Source organism: Streptomyces sp. NPDC025618 (assembly GCF_055558795.1).
On the sequence record NZ_JBVHLW010000007.1, the window covers coordinates 116699 to 136780 of the forward strand.

A 20082-nucleotide genomic window follows, 5' to 3' on the forward strand; every position below is an offset into this window, starting at 1 on the left:
CCGCGGCAAACAAAAACACTGTTTCCCCAGTCCCCCCTTTTTGGCACGCACACAAAACCCCCCCCCCCCCCCCCCGGTGCGCGTGTGCCGGACCGCTTACGCGATGCGGTCCAGGACGATCGGGTTCGGCGTGAAGGCCGTGCCCGCGGCGGCGATCTCGACGCCGCCCTCCAGGGACTGGAGCGCGTACGCGAACTTCTCCGGGGTGTCGGTGTGGAGAGTCATCAGCGGCTGGCCCTCCTTGACCTCGTCGCCCGGCTTGGCGTGCAGCTCGACGCCCGCGCCGGCCTGGACCGCGTCCTCCTTGCGCGCGCGGCCCGCGCCCAGGCGCCAGGCGGCGACGCCGACGGCGTAGGCGTCGAGGCCGGTGAGGACGCCGGAGGAGGTGGCCGTGACGACGTGCTGCTCGCGCGCGACCGGCAGGGCCGCGTCCGGGTCGCCGCCCTGCGCCTGGATCATGCGGCGCCAGTGGTCCATGGCGGAGCCGTCCTTGAGCGCCTTGGCCGGGTCGGCGTCCGGCAGGCCCGCCGCGGTGAGCATCTCGCGCGCCAGCGCGAGCGTCAGCTCGACGACGTCGGCCGGGCCGCCGCCCGCCAGGACCTCGACGGACTCGCGGACCTCGAGGGCGTTGCCCGCGGTCAGGCCGAGCGGGGTCGACATGTCGGTGAGCAGGGCGACGGTCTTCACACCGTGGTCCGTGCCCAGGCCGACCATCGTGGAGGCGAGCTCGCGCGCGTCCTCGATGTTCTTCATGAAGGCGCCGGAGCCGACCTTGACGTCGAGGACGAGCGAGCCCGTGCCCTCGGCGATCTTCTTCGACATGATGGAGGAGGCGATCAGCGGGATCGCCTCGACCGTGCCGGTCACGTCGCGCAGCGCGTAGAGCTTCTTGTCGGCCGGGGCCAGGCCGTCGCCTGCGGCGCAGATGACGGAGCCGACGTCCCGCAGGACCTTCATCATCTCGTCGTTCGAGAGCAGGGCGCGCCAGCCGGGGATGGACTCCAGCTTGTCGAGCGTGCCGCCGGTGTGCCCGAGGCCGCGGCCGGAGAGCTGCGGGACGGCCGCGCCGCAGGCCGCGACGAGCGGGGCCAGCGGCAGGGTGATCTTGTCGCCGACGCCGCCGGTGGAGTGCTTGTCGGAGGTCGGCATCGGGAGCGAGGAGAAGTCCATCCGCTCACCGGACTTGATCATCGCGGCGGTCCAGCGGGCGATCTCGGCCCGGTCCATGCCGTTGAGCAGGATGGCCATGGCGAGCGAGGACATCTGCTCGTCGGCGACCTCGCCGCGGGTGTACGCGTCGATGATCCAGTCGATCTGCTCGTCCGTGAGACGACCGCGGTCGCGCTTGGTGCGGATTACGGAAATGGCGTCCATCAGCAGATTTTCCTTAAGTTCGTGCGTCCTCAGGCTTCCCGGTCGCGATGCCGGAAAGTGACCCGCACCGCGTATGAGCAGTCATACGCGGTGCGGCGCTTAAGGACATATTCAGCGATCCAGGTCAGCAGGGCCAAACGCGTCGGGCAGCAGGTCGGACAGCGGGCGGACGCCGGTGGTGGTGTCCACCGCCAGTTCCGGACCGCCGTGCTCCCACAGCAGCTGGCGGCAGCGGCCGCACGGCATGAGCACATTGCCCTTGCGGTCGCAACAGGTGAAGGCCACCAGCCGTCCGCCGCCGGAGGAGAACAGGTCGGAGATCAGCCCGCATTCGGCGCACAGGGCGACACCGTAGGCGGCGTTCTCCACGTTGCAGCCGGTGACGGTGCGGCCGTCGTCCACGAGCGCCGCGGCGCCCACGGGGAAGCCGGAGTACGGGGCGTAGGCCCGGGACATGGCGTCCCGGGCCCGCGTCCGCAGGTACTCCCAGTCGGCGGAAGCACTCACTTGCCCTGCCCCTTCCGGTACGGCTTGCCGTTCGCCTTGGGCATCCGCAGGCGCTGCGCCGAGAAGGACAGCACGAGCAGCGTCGCGACGTACGGGGTGGCGTCGACGAACTCGCCCGGCACGGTCTTGGTGAGCACGTACCACAGGACCAGCGCGGCGGCGAGGGCGCCGGAGACGATCGCGACCTGGCGCTTGCCCGCCTTGAAGCGCCAGGCGGCGAGGCCGGCCAGCAGCACGGCGAGGAGCAGCAGCAGCGCGTGGACGGTCGAGCCGCCGGAGCGCAGCTGGAGGCTGTCCATGAAGCCGAAGAGGCCCGCGCTCATCGCGATGCCGCCCGGCCGCCAGTTGCCGGAGATCATGGTGGCGAGACCGATGTAGCCGCGGCCGCCGGTCTGGCCGTCGGAGTACATGTGCGTGCCGATGGCGAGGAACGCGCCGCCGAGGCCGGCGAGGGCACCGGAGACGATCACGGCCACGTACTTGTACGTGTAGACGTTGACGCCGAGGGACTCGGCCGCGACCGGGCTCTCACCGCAGGAGCGCAGGCGCAGGCCGAAGGCCGAGCGCCACAGCACGAAGAAGGTGCCGACGAAGAGCAGCGCGGCGACGATCGTCAGCCAGGACACATCGGTGACCAGGCCGTCGATCACCCCAGCGAGGTCCGAGACGAAGAACCAGTGGTGCTTCTCGACGCTGTTCAGCCAGTCGGACAGGCCCGGGATGGAGAAGTTGGGCATGTTGGGCATGACCGGCGACTGCTTGTCGTTGCCGCCCGCCAGCTGGGCGGCGCTGCCCTCCGCACCGAAGGTGATCTTGGCGAGGTACTGCGTGACGCCGAGCGCCAGGATGTTGATGGCGACACCGGAGATGATGTGGTCGGCGCCGAAGGTGACGGTCGCGACGGCGTGCACGAGGCCGCCGAGCGCACCGCCGAGGACGCCGGCGAGCGCGGCGATCCAGGGGCCGTGCTGCCAGCCCATCCAGCCCGCGCAGAAGGTGCCGAGCATCATCATGCCTTCGAGGCCGATGTTGACGACGCCCGAGCGCTCGGCCCACAGGCCGCCGAGACCGGCGAGGCCGATCGGCACGGCCGCGGCGAGCGCGCCGCTGAACTGGCCGGAGGAGGTCAGGTCACCGGCGCTGGTGACCGCGCGCAGCGCGGAGAGCAGCAGCAGTGCCGCCGCGATGCCCAGCAGGACGACGGGGGTGGTGATCCTCCGGCCGCCGGGCTTGTTCTTGCCGCTCAGCGCGTTGCTGACGGCATCGGTGAGGGTCGTGCTCACGCGGACACCTCCGCCTTGTCGTTCTTGCGGGCCTGGGCGGCGAGCTCCTCGCCGACCTTCCGCTGCTGGGTCTTCAGGCCGTACCGGCGGACGACCTCGTAGGCGATGACGACGCACAGGACGATGACGCCCTGGACCACACCGACGATCTCCTGCGCGTATCCCTCGAACTCCAGCTGGGTGCTGGTGCGGTCGAGGAAGCCCCACAGGAGGGCGGCGAGGGCCATGCCGATGGGGTGGTTGCGGCCGAGGAGCGCGATGGCGATGCCGGTGAAGCCGATGCCGACGGGGAAGTCGGTGCCGTAGTTGTACGAGACGCCGAGCAGGGTCGGCATGCCGACGAGGCCCGCGGCGGCGCCGGAGATCACCATCGAAGTGATCACCATGCGCTTGACGTTGACGCCGCTGGCCTGGGCCGCGGTCTCGGACTGGCCGACGGTGCGCAGGTCGTAGCCGAAGCGCGTGCGGCTGAGCACGAACCAGTAGGCGACGCCCGCGAGGGCCGCGATGACCACGAAGCCGTAGACCGGCTTGGGCTGGGTCGGGAACTCGAAGAAGTGGGCGGAGTCCGGCAGATAGGACGTGTGGATCAGGTTGCCCTCCTTCTTGGCGAGCCGCCCGTCCTGGAGGAAGTACGCGATGACCGAGCCCGCGATCGCGTTGAGCATGATCGTGCTGATCACCTCGCTGACGCCGCGGGTCACCTTCAGCAGACCGGCGATGCCGGCCCAGAGCGCGCCCACGATCATCGCCACGATGATGATCACGGGGATCTGCACGAAGCCCGGCATCGTCATGGCGCCGCCGACGACCGCGGCGAAGAACGCCGCGATGCGGTACTGGCCGTCCACACCGATGTTGAAGAGGTTCATCCGGAAGCCGATGGCGACGGCCAGCGCGGACAGGTAGTACGGGACCGCCTTGTTGATGATCCAGACCTGCGAGTCGCTCTTCGACCCGTAGTCGGCCATCACCTGATAGGCGTGGAAGGGGTCCTTGCCGGTCGCCCCGATGATCACGGACGTGATGGCCACGGCCGCGACGATGGCCAGCACCGGCGCGGCGAGGCCCAGGACGATCTTGTCCCTGTCGGCCTTCTTGGTGATGCTCACTTGCCGTCGCCCCCTTCCTCTTCCTCGCGCGCGTCCGCCGACGCGTCGTCGTCCTGTGTCTCTTCCTGTGCCGCCGGGGCCTCGGCGGTCTCCTCGGCGCCCTCCTCGTGTTCGAGGTGGCCGGAGGCGGCGCCCGTCATCGCGGAACCGAGTTCCTCGGGCGTGATGCTCGCGGGGTCGGCGTCGGCGACCAGGCGGCCGCGGAACATCACCCGCAGGGTGTCGGAGAGCCCGATCAGCTCGTCCAGGTCGGCGGAGATCAGCAGCACCGCCAGGCCCTCGCGGCGCGCCTCGCGGATCTGGTCCCAGATCTGCGCCTGCGCGCCGACGTCCACGCCCCGGGTGGGGTGCGCGGCGATGAGCAGCTTGGGCAGGTGGCTCATCTCGCGGCCGACGATCAGCTTCTGCTGGTTGCCGCCGGACAGCGAGGCCGCGGTGACCTCGATGCCGGGGGTGCGCACGTCGAACTCGCGGACGATGCGCTCGGTGTCGGCGCGGGCGGCCTTGAGGTCGAGGAGCGCGCCCTTGCTGTTGGGCTTCTCGGTGACGTGCCCGAGGATGCGGTTCTCCCACAGCGGCGCTTCCAGCAGCAGGCCGTGCCGGTGGCGGTCCTCGGGGATGTAGCCGATGCCGTCCTCGCGCCGCTTGCGCGTGGGCGCGTGGCTGATGTCGGAGCCGTCGAGCGTGACGGTGCCGCCGTCGGGGTCGCGCATGCCCATGACGGCCTCGACCAGTTCGGCCTGCCCGTTGCCCTCCACGCCCGCGATGCCGAGGACCTCGCCCTTGTGGATGGTGAAGGAGATGCCGTCGAGCACGGCGCGCACGGCACCGTCGGGGTCGGTGGCCGACAGGCGCAGCCCCTCGACGGTGAGCATCGGCGTGTCCGTGACGGTGGACTCGCGGGTCTCGGGCGAGGGCAGTTCCTCACCGACCATCAGCTCGGCCAGCTGCTTGGGCGTGGTCTCGCTCGGCACCGCCGTGCCGACGGTGGTGCCGCGGCGGATCACGGTGATGTCGTCGGCGACGGAGAGCACCTCGCCGAGCTTGTGCGAGATGAAGATGACCGTCAGGCCCTCCGCCTTGAGCTCGCGGAGGTTGTCGAAGAGCGCGTCGACCTCCTGCGGCACGAGGACGGCGGTGGGCTCGTCGAGGATCAGCGTACGGGCGCCGCGGTAGAGGACCTTGAGGATCTCCACGCGCTGGCGGTCGGCCACACCGAGGTCCTCGACGAGGACGTCCGGGCGGACGCCGAGCCCGTAGGCGTCGGAGATCTCCTTGATCCTCGCCTTGGCCTTGCCGCCGATGCCGTGCAGCTTCTCGGCGCCGAGGACGACGTTCTCCAGCACGGTGAGGTTGTCGGCGAGCATGAAGTGCTGGTGCACCATGCCGATGCCGCGCGCGATGGCGTCGGCCGGGCTGTGCAGGGAGACCTGCTCGCCGTCGAGGGTGATGGTGCCCTCGTCCGGCTTCTGCATGCCGTAGAGGATCTTCATCAGGGTCGACTTGCCGGCGCCGTTCTCGCCGCACAGGGCGTGGACGGTGCCGCGGCGGACCGTGAGGTGGATGTCGTGGTTGGCCACGACGCCGGGGAACCGCTTGGTGATGCCCGCGAGTTCTACTGCGGGGGCGGTACTGCTGGACGCTTTGATGGCGCACTCTCCTCGGGGAAGGGAGCGGGAGGAACCGGGCCGGCCGTGCGGGGATCGGGCGGGCTCCGGGGGAGGGCGGCTGCCGACGCTACACGCGTCAACGGATAGCTACGCGCGTAGCGTTGGCCAGAGGCATACCGTCGGCCGACGGAATGCACAGGGAGGCCCGGCGGCGGGGAGACCTTCCCCACCGCCGGGCCCGTGACCTGCCGGGACCGGTTCGCGCCGGTCCCTCGGGTCACGAGTTCAGCTGGTCTTGACCGTGACCTTGCCGTCCACGATCTCCTTCTTGGCTTCCTCGATCTTCGACTTGATGTCGTCGATGAAGCCGCCCGAGGTGGACAGCGACACGCCGTTGTCCTTCAGCAGGTACTTGCGCTCACCGGTGATCGGCTTGCCGTCCTGGACGCTCTTGATGAAGTCGTAGACCGCCACGTCGACGTTCTTCACGACGGAGGTGAGGATGGAGTTCTTGTACTTCGCGAGACCGGGCTGCTGGTACTGGTCGGAGTCGACGCCGATCGCCCAGGCGCCCTTCTGCTCGGAGACGGCCTCGATGGAGCCGTTGCCGGACAGGCCCGCCGCCGTGTAGATCACGTCGTAGCCCTGCTCCAGCATGCCCTTGGCCTTCTCCTTGGCGGAGGCCGGGTCGTTGAAGCCCTTGTCGGTGGCCGACAGGTAGTCCGAGCGGACGTCGATCTTGGAGTCGACGCTCTTGGCGCCCTGCTCGTAGCCGGCCTGGAACTTCTGGATCAGCGCGTTCTGCGTGGCGCCGATGAAGCCGACCTTCTTGGTCTTGCTCTTCAGCGCGGCGGCGACGCCGGCCAGGTAGGAGCCCTCCTGCTCGCCGAAGGTGATGCTCTCGACGTTGTCGCCGGGGACGACCGAGTCGACGACCGCGAAGGAGGTCTTGGGGAAGTCCTTGGCGACCTTCTCGATCGACTGCGAGTAGTTGAAGCCGACGCCGATGACCGGGTTGTAGCCCGCGTCGGCGAGCGAGCTGAGGCGCTGCTCGCGCTCCGCCTCGGTCTCGCCGTTCTTGGCGGTCATCATCTTGCCGTTGACCTTGAGGTCCTTCATAGCTTTGTCCAGGCCACGGGCCGCGGACTCGTTGAAGGAGTGGTCGTCACGACCGCCGACGTCGAAGGCAAGCCCCACTCCCTTGCCCTTCCCCCCACCGGATTCGGTGGAGGACTCACCACAGGCGGTGAGAGTGAATGCGAGTGCCGCGGTGGTAACACCGGCGACAGCGATTGTGGATACCCGACGCACGAAGGGCCCCTTCACTCGAAGCGCCTCCGTCGGCGCTGGTTCGCGGGCATCGTAACGCGCGTAGATGGAGATAAAAGGGGTGCTTGAAAGCCGTTATCGGACCGATGCGAACGCTTCTTGACCGGATTGCCCGCTGATTGATCAGGAACACCCGGGAAATGAGCCTGAAACGCCCGGCGAACGCCCCTAATGCGGCCGGGAAGCCCCTAAGGCCGCTTTGGGCGATCCTCCAATTGATCGATCATTTAAGGATGCAGGCCGTCCAGCAGCGCGGCGGCCGTGAAGAGCTCCACTCCGGCCTGGATGGATCCCTCATCCACGTCGAAATCACCGCGATGCAGGTCACGTCGGGTGTTATCGCCCACCGACCGGACTCCGAGCCGGGCCATCGCGCCGGGCACGTGCTCCAGATACCAGGAGAAGTCCTCGCCGCCCAGGCTCTGCTCGGTGTCCTCGACCGAGGACGGACCGCGGCGCGCCATCATGGCGCGCCGCAGGAGTTCGGTGACCTCCGGGTCATTGATGACCGGGGGCACCCCCCGGACGTAGTTGATCTCCGACTTCGCGCGGTGCAGCGTGGCGACCTCGTCGATCGCGGCGTGCACCAGGTCCGGCGCGTCCCGCCAGGCGTGCAGGTCCAGGCAGCGGACCGTGCCGGAGAGCTCGCCGTGCTGCGGGATGACGTTGGGGGCGTGCCCGGTCTCCATCCGCCCCCAGGTGAGGGAGAGGCCCGAGCGGGCGTCGGCCCGGCGCGCGAGGACCGCGGGGACGTCGGTGGCCACCCGGGCCACGGCGGTCACCAGGTCGGTGGTGAAGTGCGGCCGCGCGGTGTGGCCACCGGGGCCGTCCAGCGAGACCTCCAGCCGGTCGCACGCCGAGGTGATCGCGCCCTGCCGCAGGCCGATGCGCCCGACCTCGACCTTGGGGTCGCAGTGCACCGCGATGATCCGGCCCACGCCGTCCAGCGCGCCGCACTCGATGGCGTCGAGGGCGCCGCCGGGCAGCACCTCCTCGGCGGGCTGGAAGATCAGCCGGACCGGGTGCGGCAGTTCCCCCCGCGCGGCCAGCTCCGCGAGGACGAGACCGGCGCCGAGCACGGCGGTGGTGTGCACGTCGTGGCCGCAGGCGTGCGCCATTCTGGGGACGGTCGAGCGGTACGGCACCGTCTTGGTGTCCGGGATGGGCAGCGCGTCCAGATCGGCGCGCAGCGCGAGCATGCCCCGGGCGGTGGTGGTGTGCCGGCCCGCCTCCCGTACGGCGTCCCGCCCGATGTCACAGAAGAGTCCGGTGCCCGTGGAGAGGGTGCGGGGCTTGAGTCCCGCCTTCTCCAGCCTCGCTTTGACCGCCGCGGTGGTACGGAACTCGCGGTTCCCGAGCTCCGGGTGCATGTGCAAGTCGCGGCGGAACGCGATGAGTTCGGCGCGCAGCGCGGACGGGAGTGCACCGGGCAGCTTGGCGTCGACGGCGTCGGGTTCGGCATCCAAAGGCATCAGATGGTTCACGCAGTGAAGGGTAAAGCCCTCACCCCCGCAACTGCCCCCAGATCTAGAAAAGTTCAGCCGCATGGATGGGTCGCGAGCAGGGTATGACCAATTATTACGGCTCAGGGGGCCGTCAGCGGCATGATCGGAAGTCGGCGCACATCAGGGGCGGTGTCCGTCACCTCGGAGAGGAATCCCTCAGCCCGGGGCGAGGCGTTGTCGGTGAGCCAGACGGGGTCGATGTCGCAGACCGCGACCGTCACGCCGGTGCCGGCGAGCGCGAGCGGCAGGGTGTGCACCACGGTCGAGGGGAAGCTGAGCACCGTGCGGCCGATGGGGCCCCGCCGCGCGATCAGCTCCAGCGGCAGCTCGGGGCGTACGACCTCCAGGCCCGCCCGGGAGCCGACGCGGCGCAGCTTGTCGGCGCTCTCCCGGCGGTGCGCGAAGTAGCGGGTGGCGCCGTGGGTGCGGGTGAGCGCGGCGACGGCATCCAGATAGCGGTCCGGGTGCACGACCCCGGTCTCGACGAGCGAGGTGCCGACGAGGTCGGTGCCACGGGTGAGGCGGGGCGGGCCGAAGGTGGCGCGGGTCCAGGCGAAGTCGTTGTGTGTGACGGTCACGCCGGGCGGCGGCTCGACGGGCATCGAGGTGAACACCTCTACTGCCCGGCGGTCGTTCGGCGTGAGCCGACGGCGCGCGGAAGCGGAGACCGGCGCGAAGGCGATGTCACGCGCCCCGCGACTGCCGCGCCGGTGCCACCGCACGAGGCGCTCCCCACGGGCGAGTTGGGCCACGAACTCCAGGGTGGCGGTCCCGTCGTCCACCACGACCAGCTCCCGGGCCCGGGTGATCGTCAGCAGCAGCTGCACATAGCGGGAGAACGGATCCCCGATGACGATCCGGTGCGCCTTGCGCAGCGCCCCCGCGAGACCACCGACGGTCTGCACCGGTGCCCCCGCCCCGCCCCGCGCCTCCTCCCAGCGCACTTCGTGCCCCTGGTCGCGCGCCAGCTCGGCCATGCGGCGCAGCTGACCCCGCGTCATGGGGTCGTGCGGGGCGAGGACGACGACCACGAGGCCGGTACCGGCCGGGCGGAGCGGGGCGGGGGCGCGGTCCCTCGGCTGGCGCGGGATGCCGTCGCGGAGCGGCCGTTCCCCGTCGCGGGGGCCGGGCACGGTGGTGTCCGGCGCCGGACCGCCGGTGACATGCGCCCATTCGAGGACGTTGAGGAGCTGCACCGGGCTCTCGACGAAGGCGAGGGTGCGGGCGGACGGCCCGGCGGGCGCGGTCACCGTGGGGCCCGTCAGACCGTGGCGGGTTCGCGGTCGGCGGCCCGCTCCTCGTCGCCCTGGGCGACGACGCCCGCGACGCGGCGCAGCTTGCGCATCGGCCCCAGCTCGCTCTCGTAGACCTTCTTCACCCCGTCGCCCAGCGACTCCTCCACGACGCGGATGTCGCGTACGAGCCGCTGGAGGCCGCCGGGCTCGACGGACGCGGCCTGGTCGGAACCCCACATCGCCCGGTCGAGGGTGATGTGCCGCTCGACGAAGGTGGCGCCGAGCGCGACGGCGGCCAGTGTCGTCTGGAGGCCCGTCTCGTGGCCGGAGTAGCCGATCGGCACGTTGGGGTACTCCGCCTGGAGGGTGTGGATGACCCGGAGGTTGAGCTCGGCGGCCTTGGCCGGATAGGTCGAGGTGGCGTGGCACAGCAGGATGTTGTCGCTGCCGAGCACCTCCACGGCGTGCCGGATCTGCCTCGGGGTGGACATCCCGGTGGAGAGGATGACCGTACGGCCGGTGGCGCGCAGGGCCCGCAGGAGTTCGTCGTCGGTGAGCGAGGCGGAGGCGACCTTGTGGGCCGGCAGGTCGAACTTCTCCAGGAAGGCGACGGCCTCGGTGTCCCAGGGCGAGGCGAACCAGTCGATGCCGCGCTCCCGGCAGTGCTCGTCGATCCGGCGGTACTCCTCCTCGCCGAACTCCACCCGGTGGCGGTAGTCGATGTAGGTCATCCGGCCCCACGGCGTGTCGCGTTCGACGTCCCACTGGTCGCGCGGGGTGCAGATCTCGGGGGTGCGCTTCTGGAACTTCACGGCGTCGCAGCCGGCGTCGGCGGCGGCGTCGATGAGGGCGAAGGCGTTGTCGAGGTCGCCGTTGTGGTTGATGCCGATCTCGCCGGTGATGTAGACGGGGTGGCCGGGTCCGGCGGTCCTGCCGCCGAGGGTGCGGGTGCGCGGGGCGGGGCTCATCTGGGGAGGTTCCTTAGGGCTCGGAGACATCAGGGAGATCAGAGGGTGGGGCCGAGGAGCCAGGAGGCGATCTCGCGGAGGGCTCCGCTGCCACCGGGTGCGGCGGTCACCGCGCGGGCGGCGCCGCGTACGGCGTCGTGGGCGCTCGCGACGGCGACGGGCCAGCCGACGAGGCCGAAGCAGGGGAGGTCGTTGACGTCGTTGCCGACGTAGAGCACGCGCTCGGGTGCGATGCCGCGCTCGTCGCACCACTGCTTGAGCGCGAGGTCCTTGCGGTCGATGCCATGCAGCACCGGTACGTCGAGCTTGCGGCCGCGCGCGGCGACGACCGCGTTGGCCTCGGTGGACAGGATCAGCAGGGCCAGCCCGGCGCGGCGCAGGGCGGCGACGCCGAGGCCGTCGCCGCGGTGCACGGCGACGAGCTCGCGGCCGTCCGCGTCGATGAGCACCCGGTCGTCGGTCTGGGTGCCGTCGAAGTCCATGACGACGGCGTCGACGTCCTCCAGCGAGGGCAGCGCGCCCGCAGCGGGCGCGTCCAGCAGGGGCGCGAGCGCGCGGGCCCGCGCGAGGTCGTGCGGATCGTCGATCTCCAGCACGCGCGCGGGGTCGGTGCGGACAAGCTCGGTGCGGCCGAAGAAGCGGTGGCGCTCCGCTCGGAAGCGGTCGGCGCGCATGGCGTAGGCGGCACCGGTCTCCAGCAGGTCCTGGGGGCGGTCCTGACGGCGGGGGCGGTACGCCTTGTCGTGGTTGACGCCGCGTCCGCCGACGGGGTGGCCGGGGGCCTCCCCGTGGCCGGAGGCCACCCCACTGGCGAGGGTATCCCCGGCGCCGGAGGCCACCACACTGCCGGAAGCCTCCCTGCTGCCGGGCGCCTCCCCTCCGCTGGAAGCCTCCCCGCTGCCGGTGGCCGCCGCATGGCCGGCGCCGGGCCCGTCGGTGAGCCCGAGGGCTTCTTCCGCTGCCCGACCCATGGCGGCCTGATCGCACCGCGGCGCGGTGTCCTCACCGGCCGGACGGGCCGGGGCGTGGCCGAGGCCGGGCGCCTCCTGAGGTCCGGGGGCCGGCTCCCGGCCCCCGCGTTCCCCGGCCACCGCGCCGGCCTGGACCGGCGCTTGAGCGCCGGAGTCCTGCCGGGGGAAGGGGCGGGCCCGGGGAACGGACTCCTCGCGCCAGACGAAGCCGTGGAACGGGGCCACCGTCAGGGCCGTGTCCGCGCCCTGTCCGGCCACCGCCGCCGCGACGCCGTCGATGTCGGCCGCGGTGATGAAGGGGCTGGTGCACTGCACCAGCAGGACGGTGCCGACCGTCCGGCCGTACATCGCCTCGTACGCGTCCATCGCGTGCAGCACCGCCGTCTCGCTCGACGCCGTGTCGCCCGCGATCCGGGCGGGCCGCGGGACGACCACCGCCCCGGCCTCCCGCGCGACCGCCGCGATGCCGGGGTCGTCCGTGGACACCACGACGTCGGTGACCAGGCGCGCCGCCCGGCAGGCGCGCACCGCGCGGGCGACGAGCGGGACGCCGCCGACGGGCGCGAGGTTCTTGGCGGGGACGCCCTTCGATCCCCCGCGGGCGGGGATGACGGCCAGGACGGTGTCCGGGGCTGCGGACATGGCGGCTCCTTCCGAAGCGACTGCCGAAGCGACTGCCGAGGCGGCTTGCGAGGCGGCTTCCGGGGCAGCTCGCGAAACGGCATGCGACACGGCGTCCGGGCCGGCGTCCGGGAGGGCGGCGTCGCTCACAGCTCCCCCAGCCTCCGGATGACGGGCGCGACGCGCTGCACGCCGTGGCGGTACGCGCCCCGCGCCGCTTCCCGCACCGCCCGCCGCAGGGCGCTCGGTTCGCCGGGCGGCCGGGCGGTGCCGGGCAGGGGACGGCCCTCGGGGTCGAGGCCGTGCCGGGCGAGGACCGCGGGGAGGTAGCCGGGGGCGGTCGCGGCCGTGTAGTACGGGGCGAGCGGCGGGAGCGCGGAGCGGGCGACGAGGGCGGCGACGCGCCGCCGGGCCGCGTCGTGCACGGTGCCGTGGGCGTACGGGCCGACGGCGGCGACGCCCTGGCGGGCGACCCAGTCCGCGTCGGCCTCGGGGAGGTGCCCGGCGTCGAGCCGGTCCCAGGAGGCGAGGCAGCCGGACCCGAGGAAGTGGTGGTTGCCGAGGGCCTCGCGGATGCCGAGGTCGGTGAGGACGGCCGTGGGCACGCCCCGGTGGAGCGACTCCAGGGCGGCCGTGGAGCTGACGGTGACGAGGAGGTCGGTGCGGTCGAGCACCTCGCCCATGTGGCCGTAGACGAGCCGGCAGTTGGGCGGCAGTCCGCCGGGGACCCGCTTCGCCAGCTTCTGGTACGGGAGTTCCTCGATGTGCGTGGTGTGCTCGCCGGGCTTGCTGCGGAGCTTGATGAGGACGTCGCGCCGCGGGTGCTTCCGCGCGTGCTGCGCCGCGCGGTTCAGGAGATACGCACGGTCCGCGCGGCTCTCCGGCACGGACGGCTGGGCGGCGAACACCACGGTGAACGGCCGGGGTTCGGGATCGGCCCTCCCGTCACTTCCGTCCGCCAGGAACGGCAGCGCCCATTCCGTCACACTGTCCGCGGGCGCCCCCACGCCCTCGTACACCGCGCGGAAACGCGCGGCGTCCTGCGGGGAGTTGGCGAGGACGATGTCCGCGCCGTGCCGCAGGAGCAGGCCGTCGGCAAGCTTCTCGTAGACGACGCCGACATAGCCGGTGACGACGACCGGCCGCTCCGGCGCGGCCCCCCAGGCGTGCGCCAGCCCGTGCAGCGCGGCCTGGACGGCGCCGCCGACGCAGGCCAGCACGACGATGTCGTACCGATCGCGGCCGGCCGTGCGGACGAACTCCGCCGCCGTCACCTCGCGCAGCGTCTCCGCGCGCACCCCGACCTCGGCGAGCTGGCGGACCGTGGGCGTCGCGCGGCCCCTGAGCAGCAGGCCGTCGAGCCGGGCGCCGGGAGCGAGGCGGTGGGCGGTGAGCGCACCCCACTTCCATCGGGTGTCGGAGTCGGCGAGCACGGCGATCCGCGGCGCGGTCGGAGGAGAGGCAGCTCGTGATGGCACGTCGCCGACGATAGGAATCCATTCCGTTTGGCTGCCCAACGCCAGCGCAACAACCGGTAAACAGCACACCGACGATCGGCGAATCGGCCTGGCCGCGCGGCGGGTTCATCATTCCGCCGCGCTTCGTTCACCTTCGCGCCCGCCCCAGGACAAGACGAATGCCGGGGGGCCGCCTAATGTCACGGGAGTGGTCAAGCTCTCCGTCATCGTGCCGTTCTTCAATGTGCAGACCTATGCGCCCGACACACTGAGGAGCCTGCAAGCGAACACCCGCGAGGATTTCGAATTCATTCTCGTGGACGACTGCTCGACCGACGGCACCCCGGAACTCCTGGACCGCGCCGCGCGCGACCTGCCCGGCGTCAAGGTCGTGCGGCACGCGCGGAACGGCGGCCTGGCCACGGCCCGCAACAGCGGGCTGGACGCGGCGAACGGCGAGTACCTGACCTTCCTCGACGGCGACGACTGGCTCGCCCCCGGCTACTACCCTCAACTCCTGCAAACGATAGAGGAGTTGGCGGTCGACTTCGTCCGCACCGACCACGTCCAGTGCACGGGCCGCGTCCGCACCGTGCAGCGCGCGCCGCACGGCAGGCGCCGAGTGGTGCTCGACCCGCGCGGCGCGATCCTGCCCGCCGACCGCTCGACGTCCGTCGACTACCCCTACGCCTGGGCCGGCATCTACCACCGGCGGCTGCTGGACGAGGGGCTGCTGCACTTCCGGCACGGCCTGCGCACCGCCGAGGACCGCCCGTGGATCTGGCGGCTGCACCGCGAGGCGCGCACCTTCGCCGTGACCGGGCTGCTGGGCGTCTTCTACCGCCGGGGAGTGGCCACTTCGCTCACCCAGATCGGCGATGTGCGACAGCTCGATTTCCTGCGCGCATTCGATCAGGTAATCGAGGAGACAGCGCGCGACAAGGACGCGGACGCCTTTCTCCCGAAAGCCGTTCGAACTTATTGCGCCATCATTTCCCACCACCTCGGCGCGATCGAGCGTTTCGAACCGGCGGTGGCCCGCGCACTGCGTTCGAGAAGCGCGGCCGCGCTCCGGCGCATGCCCCCCGATCTGGTCAAGGACGCCTTGAATTCGATGGATTACGACCGTGCCGTCCGGCTGCGGCGCCTGCGCCGCCGTCCCGCAGCCCCGGGGGTCTCCGCCTGATGCACGGCCGTCCCCGCACCCAGATCTTCCTGGCGTCGACCCTCTACGGGGCCGCGACGCTCGCCGCCGCCCTGGACACCGGGTGCTTCTCCCCCGCCGACCGCAGGCTGCTGCTCGTCGCCAACACGGCGGCGGTCCCGGAGACCACCCCGGCGCTGGACGAGGCGCCGGGCTTCGAGGTGCTGCGCGCCCGCTTCGACGGCGTGCTGTCGTGGAACGCGGCGATCAGCCCCTTCCACCCCACCGGCTGGACGCCCCGCCCGGACGACGCCCCGCTGTGGGAGCGGCACTTGAGGATGCTGTGGGGCCTGGGAAACGACGATCTGGAGCTGATCGTCGAGTCGATCCAGGTGAGCCCGGCGCAGGCGCTCGCCCTGTGCTTCGCGGACGCCCCGCTGGAGGTCTACGCCGACGGGCTGATGAGCTACGGCCCGACGCGCAGCAAGCTCGACCCGCTCCTCGGCACCCGCGTCCGCCGGCTCCTCCACCTGGACCTGGTGCCCGGCCTGCGCCCGCTGCTGCTCAGCGAGTTCGGGGTCGAGTCGGAGACCGTCCTCACCACCGCCTTCAGCGCCGTGCTGGACGAACTCACGGCCGCCGCACCGCCCGTGACCGCTCCGCAGGGCGCGGCGCTGCTGCTCGGCCAGTATCTGTCGGCGCTGGAGATCCTCACGCCCGAGGAGGAGGAGCGGCTGCACGTGCGCATGCTGCGCGGCGCGGCCGGGCGCGGTCACCGGGAGCTGGTGTTCAAGCCGCACCCCTCGGCCCCGGCGCGCTGGTCGCGGATGCTGGAGCAGGAGGCGGAGCGCCTCGGTGTGCGGCTGACGGTGCTGGAGACCCCGGTGCTGGCGGAGGTGCTGTTCCGGCGGCTCCGGCCGGCGCTGGTGGTCGGCTGCTTCTCGACGGCGCTGCTGACGGCGAGCACGTTCCACGGGCTGCCGGTCGCCCGCACGGGCACGGATCTGCTGCTGGAGCGGCTCACTCCGTACCAGAACAGCAATCGCGTTCCCGTGACGCTCGTCGACGCGCTGCTACCCGGTCTGGAGGACCGGGCGGCGCACCGGCGGCCGTCGGCCGAGGAGACACAGGGGCTGCTGGCGGCCGTCGGGTTCGCCATGCAGCCGCAGGTGCTGCCCGGTATGCGGGAGGCGGCCGAGCGGTATCTGGCCGCGCACCTCGACGCGCGCACGCGCCGCTATTTCAAGCGGCGGCGCCTCACCGCCCTCGCCCTGCCGGGCGCGGTCCCCTCCCAGCTCGCCTTCCTGCCGCGCAATCCGACCGTACGGAAGGTGGCCCGCCGCGCGCGGGCCGTGCAGCGGCGGCTGACCCGCAAGTCCGCACGGACGACGAAGGCCACGGTGACGGCATGACGGCTCCGGCCCTGCCCAGGACGCGCACGGCGACCACCGCTCCCGAGACCGCCCCGCGCGACGGGAAGCCGGCCGGCCGGCTGCGGGCGCTGGACGGGCTGCGGCTGATCGCCGCGCTCATGGTGGCGCTGTACCACTACGGCGGCCGGGACGGCGACGTCAGCCGGGCGTGGGGTTCCTCGCCCCGCCATGAATTCCCCACGCTGTCCGGCGCGTTCGCGTACGGCTGTCTCGGCGTGGAGATCTTCTTCGTCATCAGTGGCTTCGTGATCTGCATGAGCGGCTGGGGCCGCCCGCTGCGCTCGTTCTTCGCCTCCCGGGTGGCCCGGCTGTATCCCGCCTACTGGGCGGCGATCGCGCTGGTGACGCTGGTGTTCGCGCTGCCGTGGGTGGCGTACCGGACGGTCTCGCCGAGCGACTTCCTGGTGAACCTCACCATGCTCCAGCAGCCGGTGGGCGCGCAGCGGGTGCTGGGGGTGTGCTGGACGCTCTGGGCGGAGCTGCGGTTCTACGCGCTGTTCGCGCTGTTCGTGGTGCTGCCGGGGGCGACGCGCCGCCGGGTCGTGCTGTTCTGCGCGGTGTGGACGCTGGCGACGGTGGTGACGACCGCGTCGCACGTGGAGCTGCTGCGGGTGGTGGTCATGCCGGAGTACTCGTCGTTCTTCATCGGCGGCATCGGCCTCTATCTGATCCACCGTTACGGCCATGACGCGCTGGCCTGGGGCATCGTCGGGGTGAGCTTCCTGATCGGCCAGCACTACGCGGTGGCGGGCCTGTGGCACCCGCCGAACCCGCACTATTTCTCCTACCGCTCGGCGTACGCCATCATCGCCGTGCTCGCCCTGGGGTACGCGGCCGTCGCGCTGATCGCGCTCGGCAAGGCGCACTGGGCGAACTGGCGCTGGCTGTCCGTGGCGGGCGCGCTGACCTACCCCTTCTATCTGGTGCACGAGCACCTGGGGTGGGTGGCGATCGGGGTGCTGCACCGGAAGCTGGGCGTTCCGGCGTACGGGACGTTCGCGCTGACGATCGCGCTGATGCTGGCGCTGGCCTGGCTGCTGAACCGCTGCGTGGAGCGGCGGTTCACGCCCGCGCTGCGGACGTCACTGCTGCGCGTGACCGCCAAGGGCCTCCCCGGGGGCGGCGGTCCGGCCGCTCCGTAGCAGGGTGGCCTCCACGCCCGCGATGATCGCGCGCAGCCCGTCCTCGTAGCCCGCTTCGAGGTCGCCGAAGAACTCCCGTCCGGCCTCGTCGGCCAGCGGATATCCCACCAGGCGCCGGGCGCGCGCCTCCAGGTCGTAGGCGGGGTCGCGCTCGCCCGTCGGCGCGGGGTGGACGGACTGCTCCTCTATCACGTAGCCGACGGTGTAGGTGATGACCGTGAACCAGCCACGGGCCGCCGCGCGCGGGGTGAACCCGGCCTCCACGCAGTCGCGCAGCAGGCTTTCCAGCGGGGTGGCGTAGCTGATGTCGGTGAGGCGGGTGCCGCTGAAGACCTTGGCGCCGTCGCGGTAGGAGAGCAGGAAGCGGCGCAGCTCGCGGGTGGCGGCGGCCATCCGCTCCTGCCAGGTGTCGCCCTCCGCGGCGGCGAGGGGCGCGGCCATGCGGCGGAACATCTCCGTGGCCACCTCGTCGAGCAGCTCCTGCTTGTTCTTGAAGTGCCAATAGAGCGCCGGGGCCTGGACGTTGAGCTCCTTGGCGATCCTGCGCAGGGTGAGGCCCTCCAGGCCCACCTCGTTGAGCAGGTCCAGCGCGGTGCGCGCGACGAGGGCGCGGTCGATTCGGGTTGCCACCCTTGACACCTTAACGCTGTTCAGTTCATCCTGGGGGCAGAGCGAATTTAACGTTGTTAAGGGGGGTCCTCATGGACACCGTCATGGCCGCTTCCGCAACCCCGACCGCTCAACCGCCCGTGGACACCGAGGTGCTGATCTCCGGTGCGGGCCCGACGGGCCTCGTTCTCGCCGCCGACCTCTCCCGCCGGGGCGTCCGCCACCGGATCGTGGAGCGCTCGGAGCGCGGCTTCCCGGGCTCGCGGGGCGCGGGCATCCAGCCGCGCACGCTGGAGGTGTTCGACGACCTGGGCCTCATGCCCGGATATCTGACGGAGGCCGGGCCGTGCCCGCCGGTGCAGACCTGGGAGGGCACCGAGCGCGTCCGCACCTGGGATCTGGTCGAGCGGGCCGAGCCCACGCCCGCCGTGCCGTATCCCGAGCTCCGCATGCTCCCCCAGTGGCGCACGGTCGAGCTGCTCTACGCCCGGCTCGAAGCGCTGGGCGGCCAGGTGGAGTTCAGCACCGAGCTCACCGGATTCAGCCAGGACGAGCACGGCGTCACGGCGATGCTGCGGCACGCCGACGGCTTCACCGAGAGCGTGCGGGCGCGGTATCTGGTCGGCACCGACGGCGGCCGCAGCACCGTCCGCGGGGTGCTGGGCACGCCCTTCACCCGCACCCCCGTCGACGCGCGCCCGGTGCTGCTCGCCGACATCACGCTGGAGGGGATCGACCGCGACCACTGGCACATGTGGCCCACGGCGCCCGGCGGGATGACCGCCCTGCGGCCGCTGGAGGGCGTGGAGACGTTCCAGATGATCGCCGCGTTCGACGACACCGCCCACGAGCCGGACCCCGAGCGCGACGCCACGCCCGAGGCCCTGACCCGGCTCCTCGCCGAGCGCACCGGCCTGACCGGGCTGGAGGTGGGCGAGGTCCGCTGGTCCTCCGCGTTCCGGGCCAGCGCCGCGATGGTGGAGCGGTTCCGCACGGGCCGGGTCCTCCTCGCCGGGGACGCCGCGCACATCCACGCCCCGTCGGGCGGCCAGGGTCTCAACACCGGCGTGCAGGACGCGTACAACCTCGGCTGGAAGCTGGCGGCCGCGCTGCGCGGCGCGCCCGGTGCCGTGCTCGACTCCTACGACGGCGAGCGGGTGCCCGTGGCGGCCGGCGTGCTGAATCTGTCCACCCGGCAGAACGCGGCGGACCGGGCCGCCGGCTCCGGCTTCACGCGCCGGGGCTCCGAGACCCGCCAGCTGACCATCACCTACCGCGAGAGCCCCCTCACCCGGGAGCGGCGCCGCCATGTGCCCGAGGGCGGCCTCCAGGCGGGCGACCGCGCGCCGGACGCCCCCTGCCACGACAGGGCGGGCGCCCCCGTCCGGCTCTTCGACGCCTTCCGGGGCCCGCACTTCACCCTGCTGGACCTCACCGGGCAGGGCGCGGAGCTCCCGGCCGCCGAGTGGCTGCGCACCTGTCGCGTCGGAGGCCCGCGGGCGGATCTGCTGGACACCGAGGGGCACGCCAAGTCGGCTTACGGGACCGGGCTGTTCCTGATACGCCCCGACGGCTATGTCGGCCTGGCGACGGACGATCCGGAGGACGTGCGGGAGTATGTGGAGTGGCTGCTCCCCTCGCCCGAGGAGGTCCGCGAGACGCCGGCCGCCCTTTCGTAGGGCCGGATCGGGAGGGTGGCGCCGCCCTCTCGCAGGCCCGGATCGGGAGGAACGGGGACGGGGGCGCGACCCCGCCCGAAGGGCCCGCGGCGACTCGGCCTCT

At 72.0% G+C, this 20082-nt stretch carries 16 protein-coding genes; 4 read left to right on the forward strand and 12 right to left on the reverse strand.

Annotated elements, in window-relative coordinates:
• Positions 1-96: 96 nt before the first annotated feature.
• The 11 genes from ACZ4A5_RS09650 to ACZ4A5_RS09700 all read right to left on the reverse strand — a co-directional run bounded on the left by ACZ4A5_RS09650 (position 97) and on the right by ACZ4A5_RS09700 (position 13948).
• Positions 97-1380, reverse strand: a complete 1284-nt coding sequence (locus tag ACZ4A5_RS09650) for a thymidine phosphorylase (RefSeq protein WP_398868271.1) — start codon at positions 1378-1380, stop codon at positions 97-99.
• Positions 1381-1485: 105 nt separating this feature from the next.
• Positions 1486-1881, reverse strand: a complete 396-nt coding sequence (locus ACZ4A5_RS09655; RefSeq protein ID WP_398867982.1) for a cytidine deaminase — start codon at positions 1879-1881, stop codon at positions 1486-1488.
• Positions 1878-3164, reverse strand: a complete 1287-nt coding sequence (locus tag ACZ4A5_RS09660; RefSeq protein ID WP_467580474.1) for an ABC transporter permease — start codon at positions 3162-3164, stop codon at positions 1878-1880. The genes ACZ4A5_RS09655 and ACZ4A5_RS09660 overlap by 4 nt, the downstream gene beginning before the upstream one ends.
• Complete coding sequence (locus ACZ4A5_RS09665; protein ID WP_398867984.1) at positions 3161-4276, reverse strand: ABC transporter permease; 1116 nt, start codon at positions 4274-4276, stop codon at positions 3161-3163. The genes ACZ4A5_RS09660 and ACZ4A5_RS09665 overlap by 4 nt, the downstream gene beginning before the upstream one ends.
• Entirely contained in the window at positions 4273-5925 is a 1653-nt protein-coding gene (locus ACZ4A5_RS09670) for an ABC transporter ATP-binding protein (protein WP_467580709.1), read from the reverse strand. The genes ACZ4A5_RS09665 and ACZ4A5_RS09670 overlap by 4 nt, the downstream gene beginning before the upstream one ends.
• Before the next feature lie 246 nt (positions 5926-6171).
• Entirely contained in the window at positions 6172-7197 is a 1026-nt protein-coding gene (locus ACZ4A5_RS09675; protein ID WP_467580478.1) for a BMP family lipoprotein, read from the reverse strand.
• Between the two features lie 245 nt (positions 7198-7442).
• Entirely contained in the window at positions 7443-8687 is a 1245-nt protein-coding gene (locus ACZ4A5_RS09680) for an amidohydrolase (protein ID WP_467580712.1), read from the reverse strand.
• Positions 8688-8800: 113 nt separating this feature from the next.
• Positions 8801-9970, reverse strand: coding sequence for a hypothetical protein (locus tag ACZ4A5_RS09685; RefSeq protein WP_467580480.1), 1170 nt, complete (start codon positions 9968-9970; stop codon positions 8801-8803).
• Between the two features lie 11 nt (positions 9971-9981).
• Entirely contained in the window at positions 9982-10923 is a 942-nt protein-coding gene (locus tag ACZ4A5_RS09690; RefSeq protein ID WP_467580483.1) for an N-acetylneuraminate synthase family protein, read from the reverse strand.
• Between the two features lie 38 nt (positions 10924-10961).
• Positions 10962-12536, reverse strand: a complete 1575-nt coding sequence (locus ACZ4A5_RS09695; protein WP_467580486.1) for a cytidylyltransferase domain-containing protein — start codon at positions 12534-12536, stop codon at positions 10962-10964.
• A gap of 125 nt (positions 12537-12661) precedes the next feature.
• Complete coding sequence (locus ACZ4A5_RS09700; protein ID WP_467580715.1) at positions 12662-13948, reverse strand: DUF6716 putative glycosyltransferase; 1287 nt, start codon at positions 13946-13948, stop codon at positions 12662-12664.
• 232 nt (positions 13949-14180) lie between these two features.
• Between ACZ4A5_RS09700 and ACZ4A5_RS09705 the strand changes: the two genes are divergently transcribed.
• The 3 genes from ACZ4A5_RS09705 to ACZ4A5_RS09715 are packed head-to-tail and all read left to right on the forward strand — an operon-like array spanning position 14181 to position 17691.
• The gene (locus ACZ4A5_RS09705) at positions 14181-15158 is read left to right on the forward strand and encodes a glycosyltransferase family 2 protein (protein WP_467580489.1); all 978 of its coding nucleotides are present in this window, start codon (positions 14181-14183) and stop codon (positions 15156-15158) included.
• A complete protein-coding gene (locus ACZ4A5_RS09710) occupies positions 15158-16528 on the forward strand; it encodes a polysialyltransferase family glycosyltransferase (protein ID WP_467580492.1) in 1371 nt (456 codons plus the stop codon). The genes ACZ4A5_RS09705 and ACZ4A5_RS09710 overlap by 1 nt, the downstream gene beginning before the upstream one ends.
• A complete protein-coding gene (locus ACZ4A5_RS09715) occupies positions 16525-17691 on the forward strand; it encodes an acyltransferase family protein (RefSeq protein WP_467580494.1) in 1167 nt (388 codons plus the stop codon). Before ACZ4A5_RS09710 ends, ACZ4A5_RS09715 begins: the two co-directional genes overlap by 4 nt.
• Here the strand turns inward: ACZ4A5_RS09715 and ACZ4A5_RS09720 are convergent.
• On the reverse strand, positions 17632-18321 hold the full coding sequence (locus ACZ4A5_RS09720) for a TetR/AcrR family transcriptional regulator C-terminal domain-containing protein (protein ID WP_467580496.1): 690 nt from the start codon (positions 18319-18321) through the stop codon (positions 17632-17634). The genes ACZ4A5_RS09715 and ACZ4A5_RS09720 overlap by 60 nt on opposite strands.
• An 83-nt stretch (positions 18322-18404) precedes the next feature.
• Here ACZ4A5_RS09720 and ACZ4A5_RS09725 point away from each other — a divergent pair, with 83 nt between their 5' ends.
• The gene (locus tag ACZ4A5_RS09725; protein WP_467580499.1) at positions 18405-19979 is read left to right on the forward strand and encodes an FAD-dependent monooxygenase; all 1575 of its coding nucleotides are present in this window, start codon (positions 18405-18407) and stop codon (positions 19977-19979) included.
• Positions 19980-20082 lie beyond the last annotated feature (103 nt).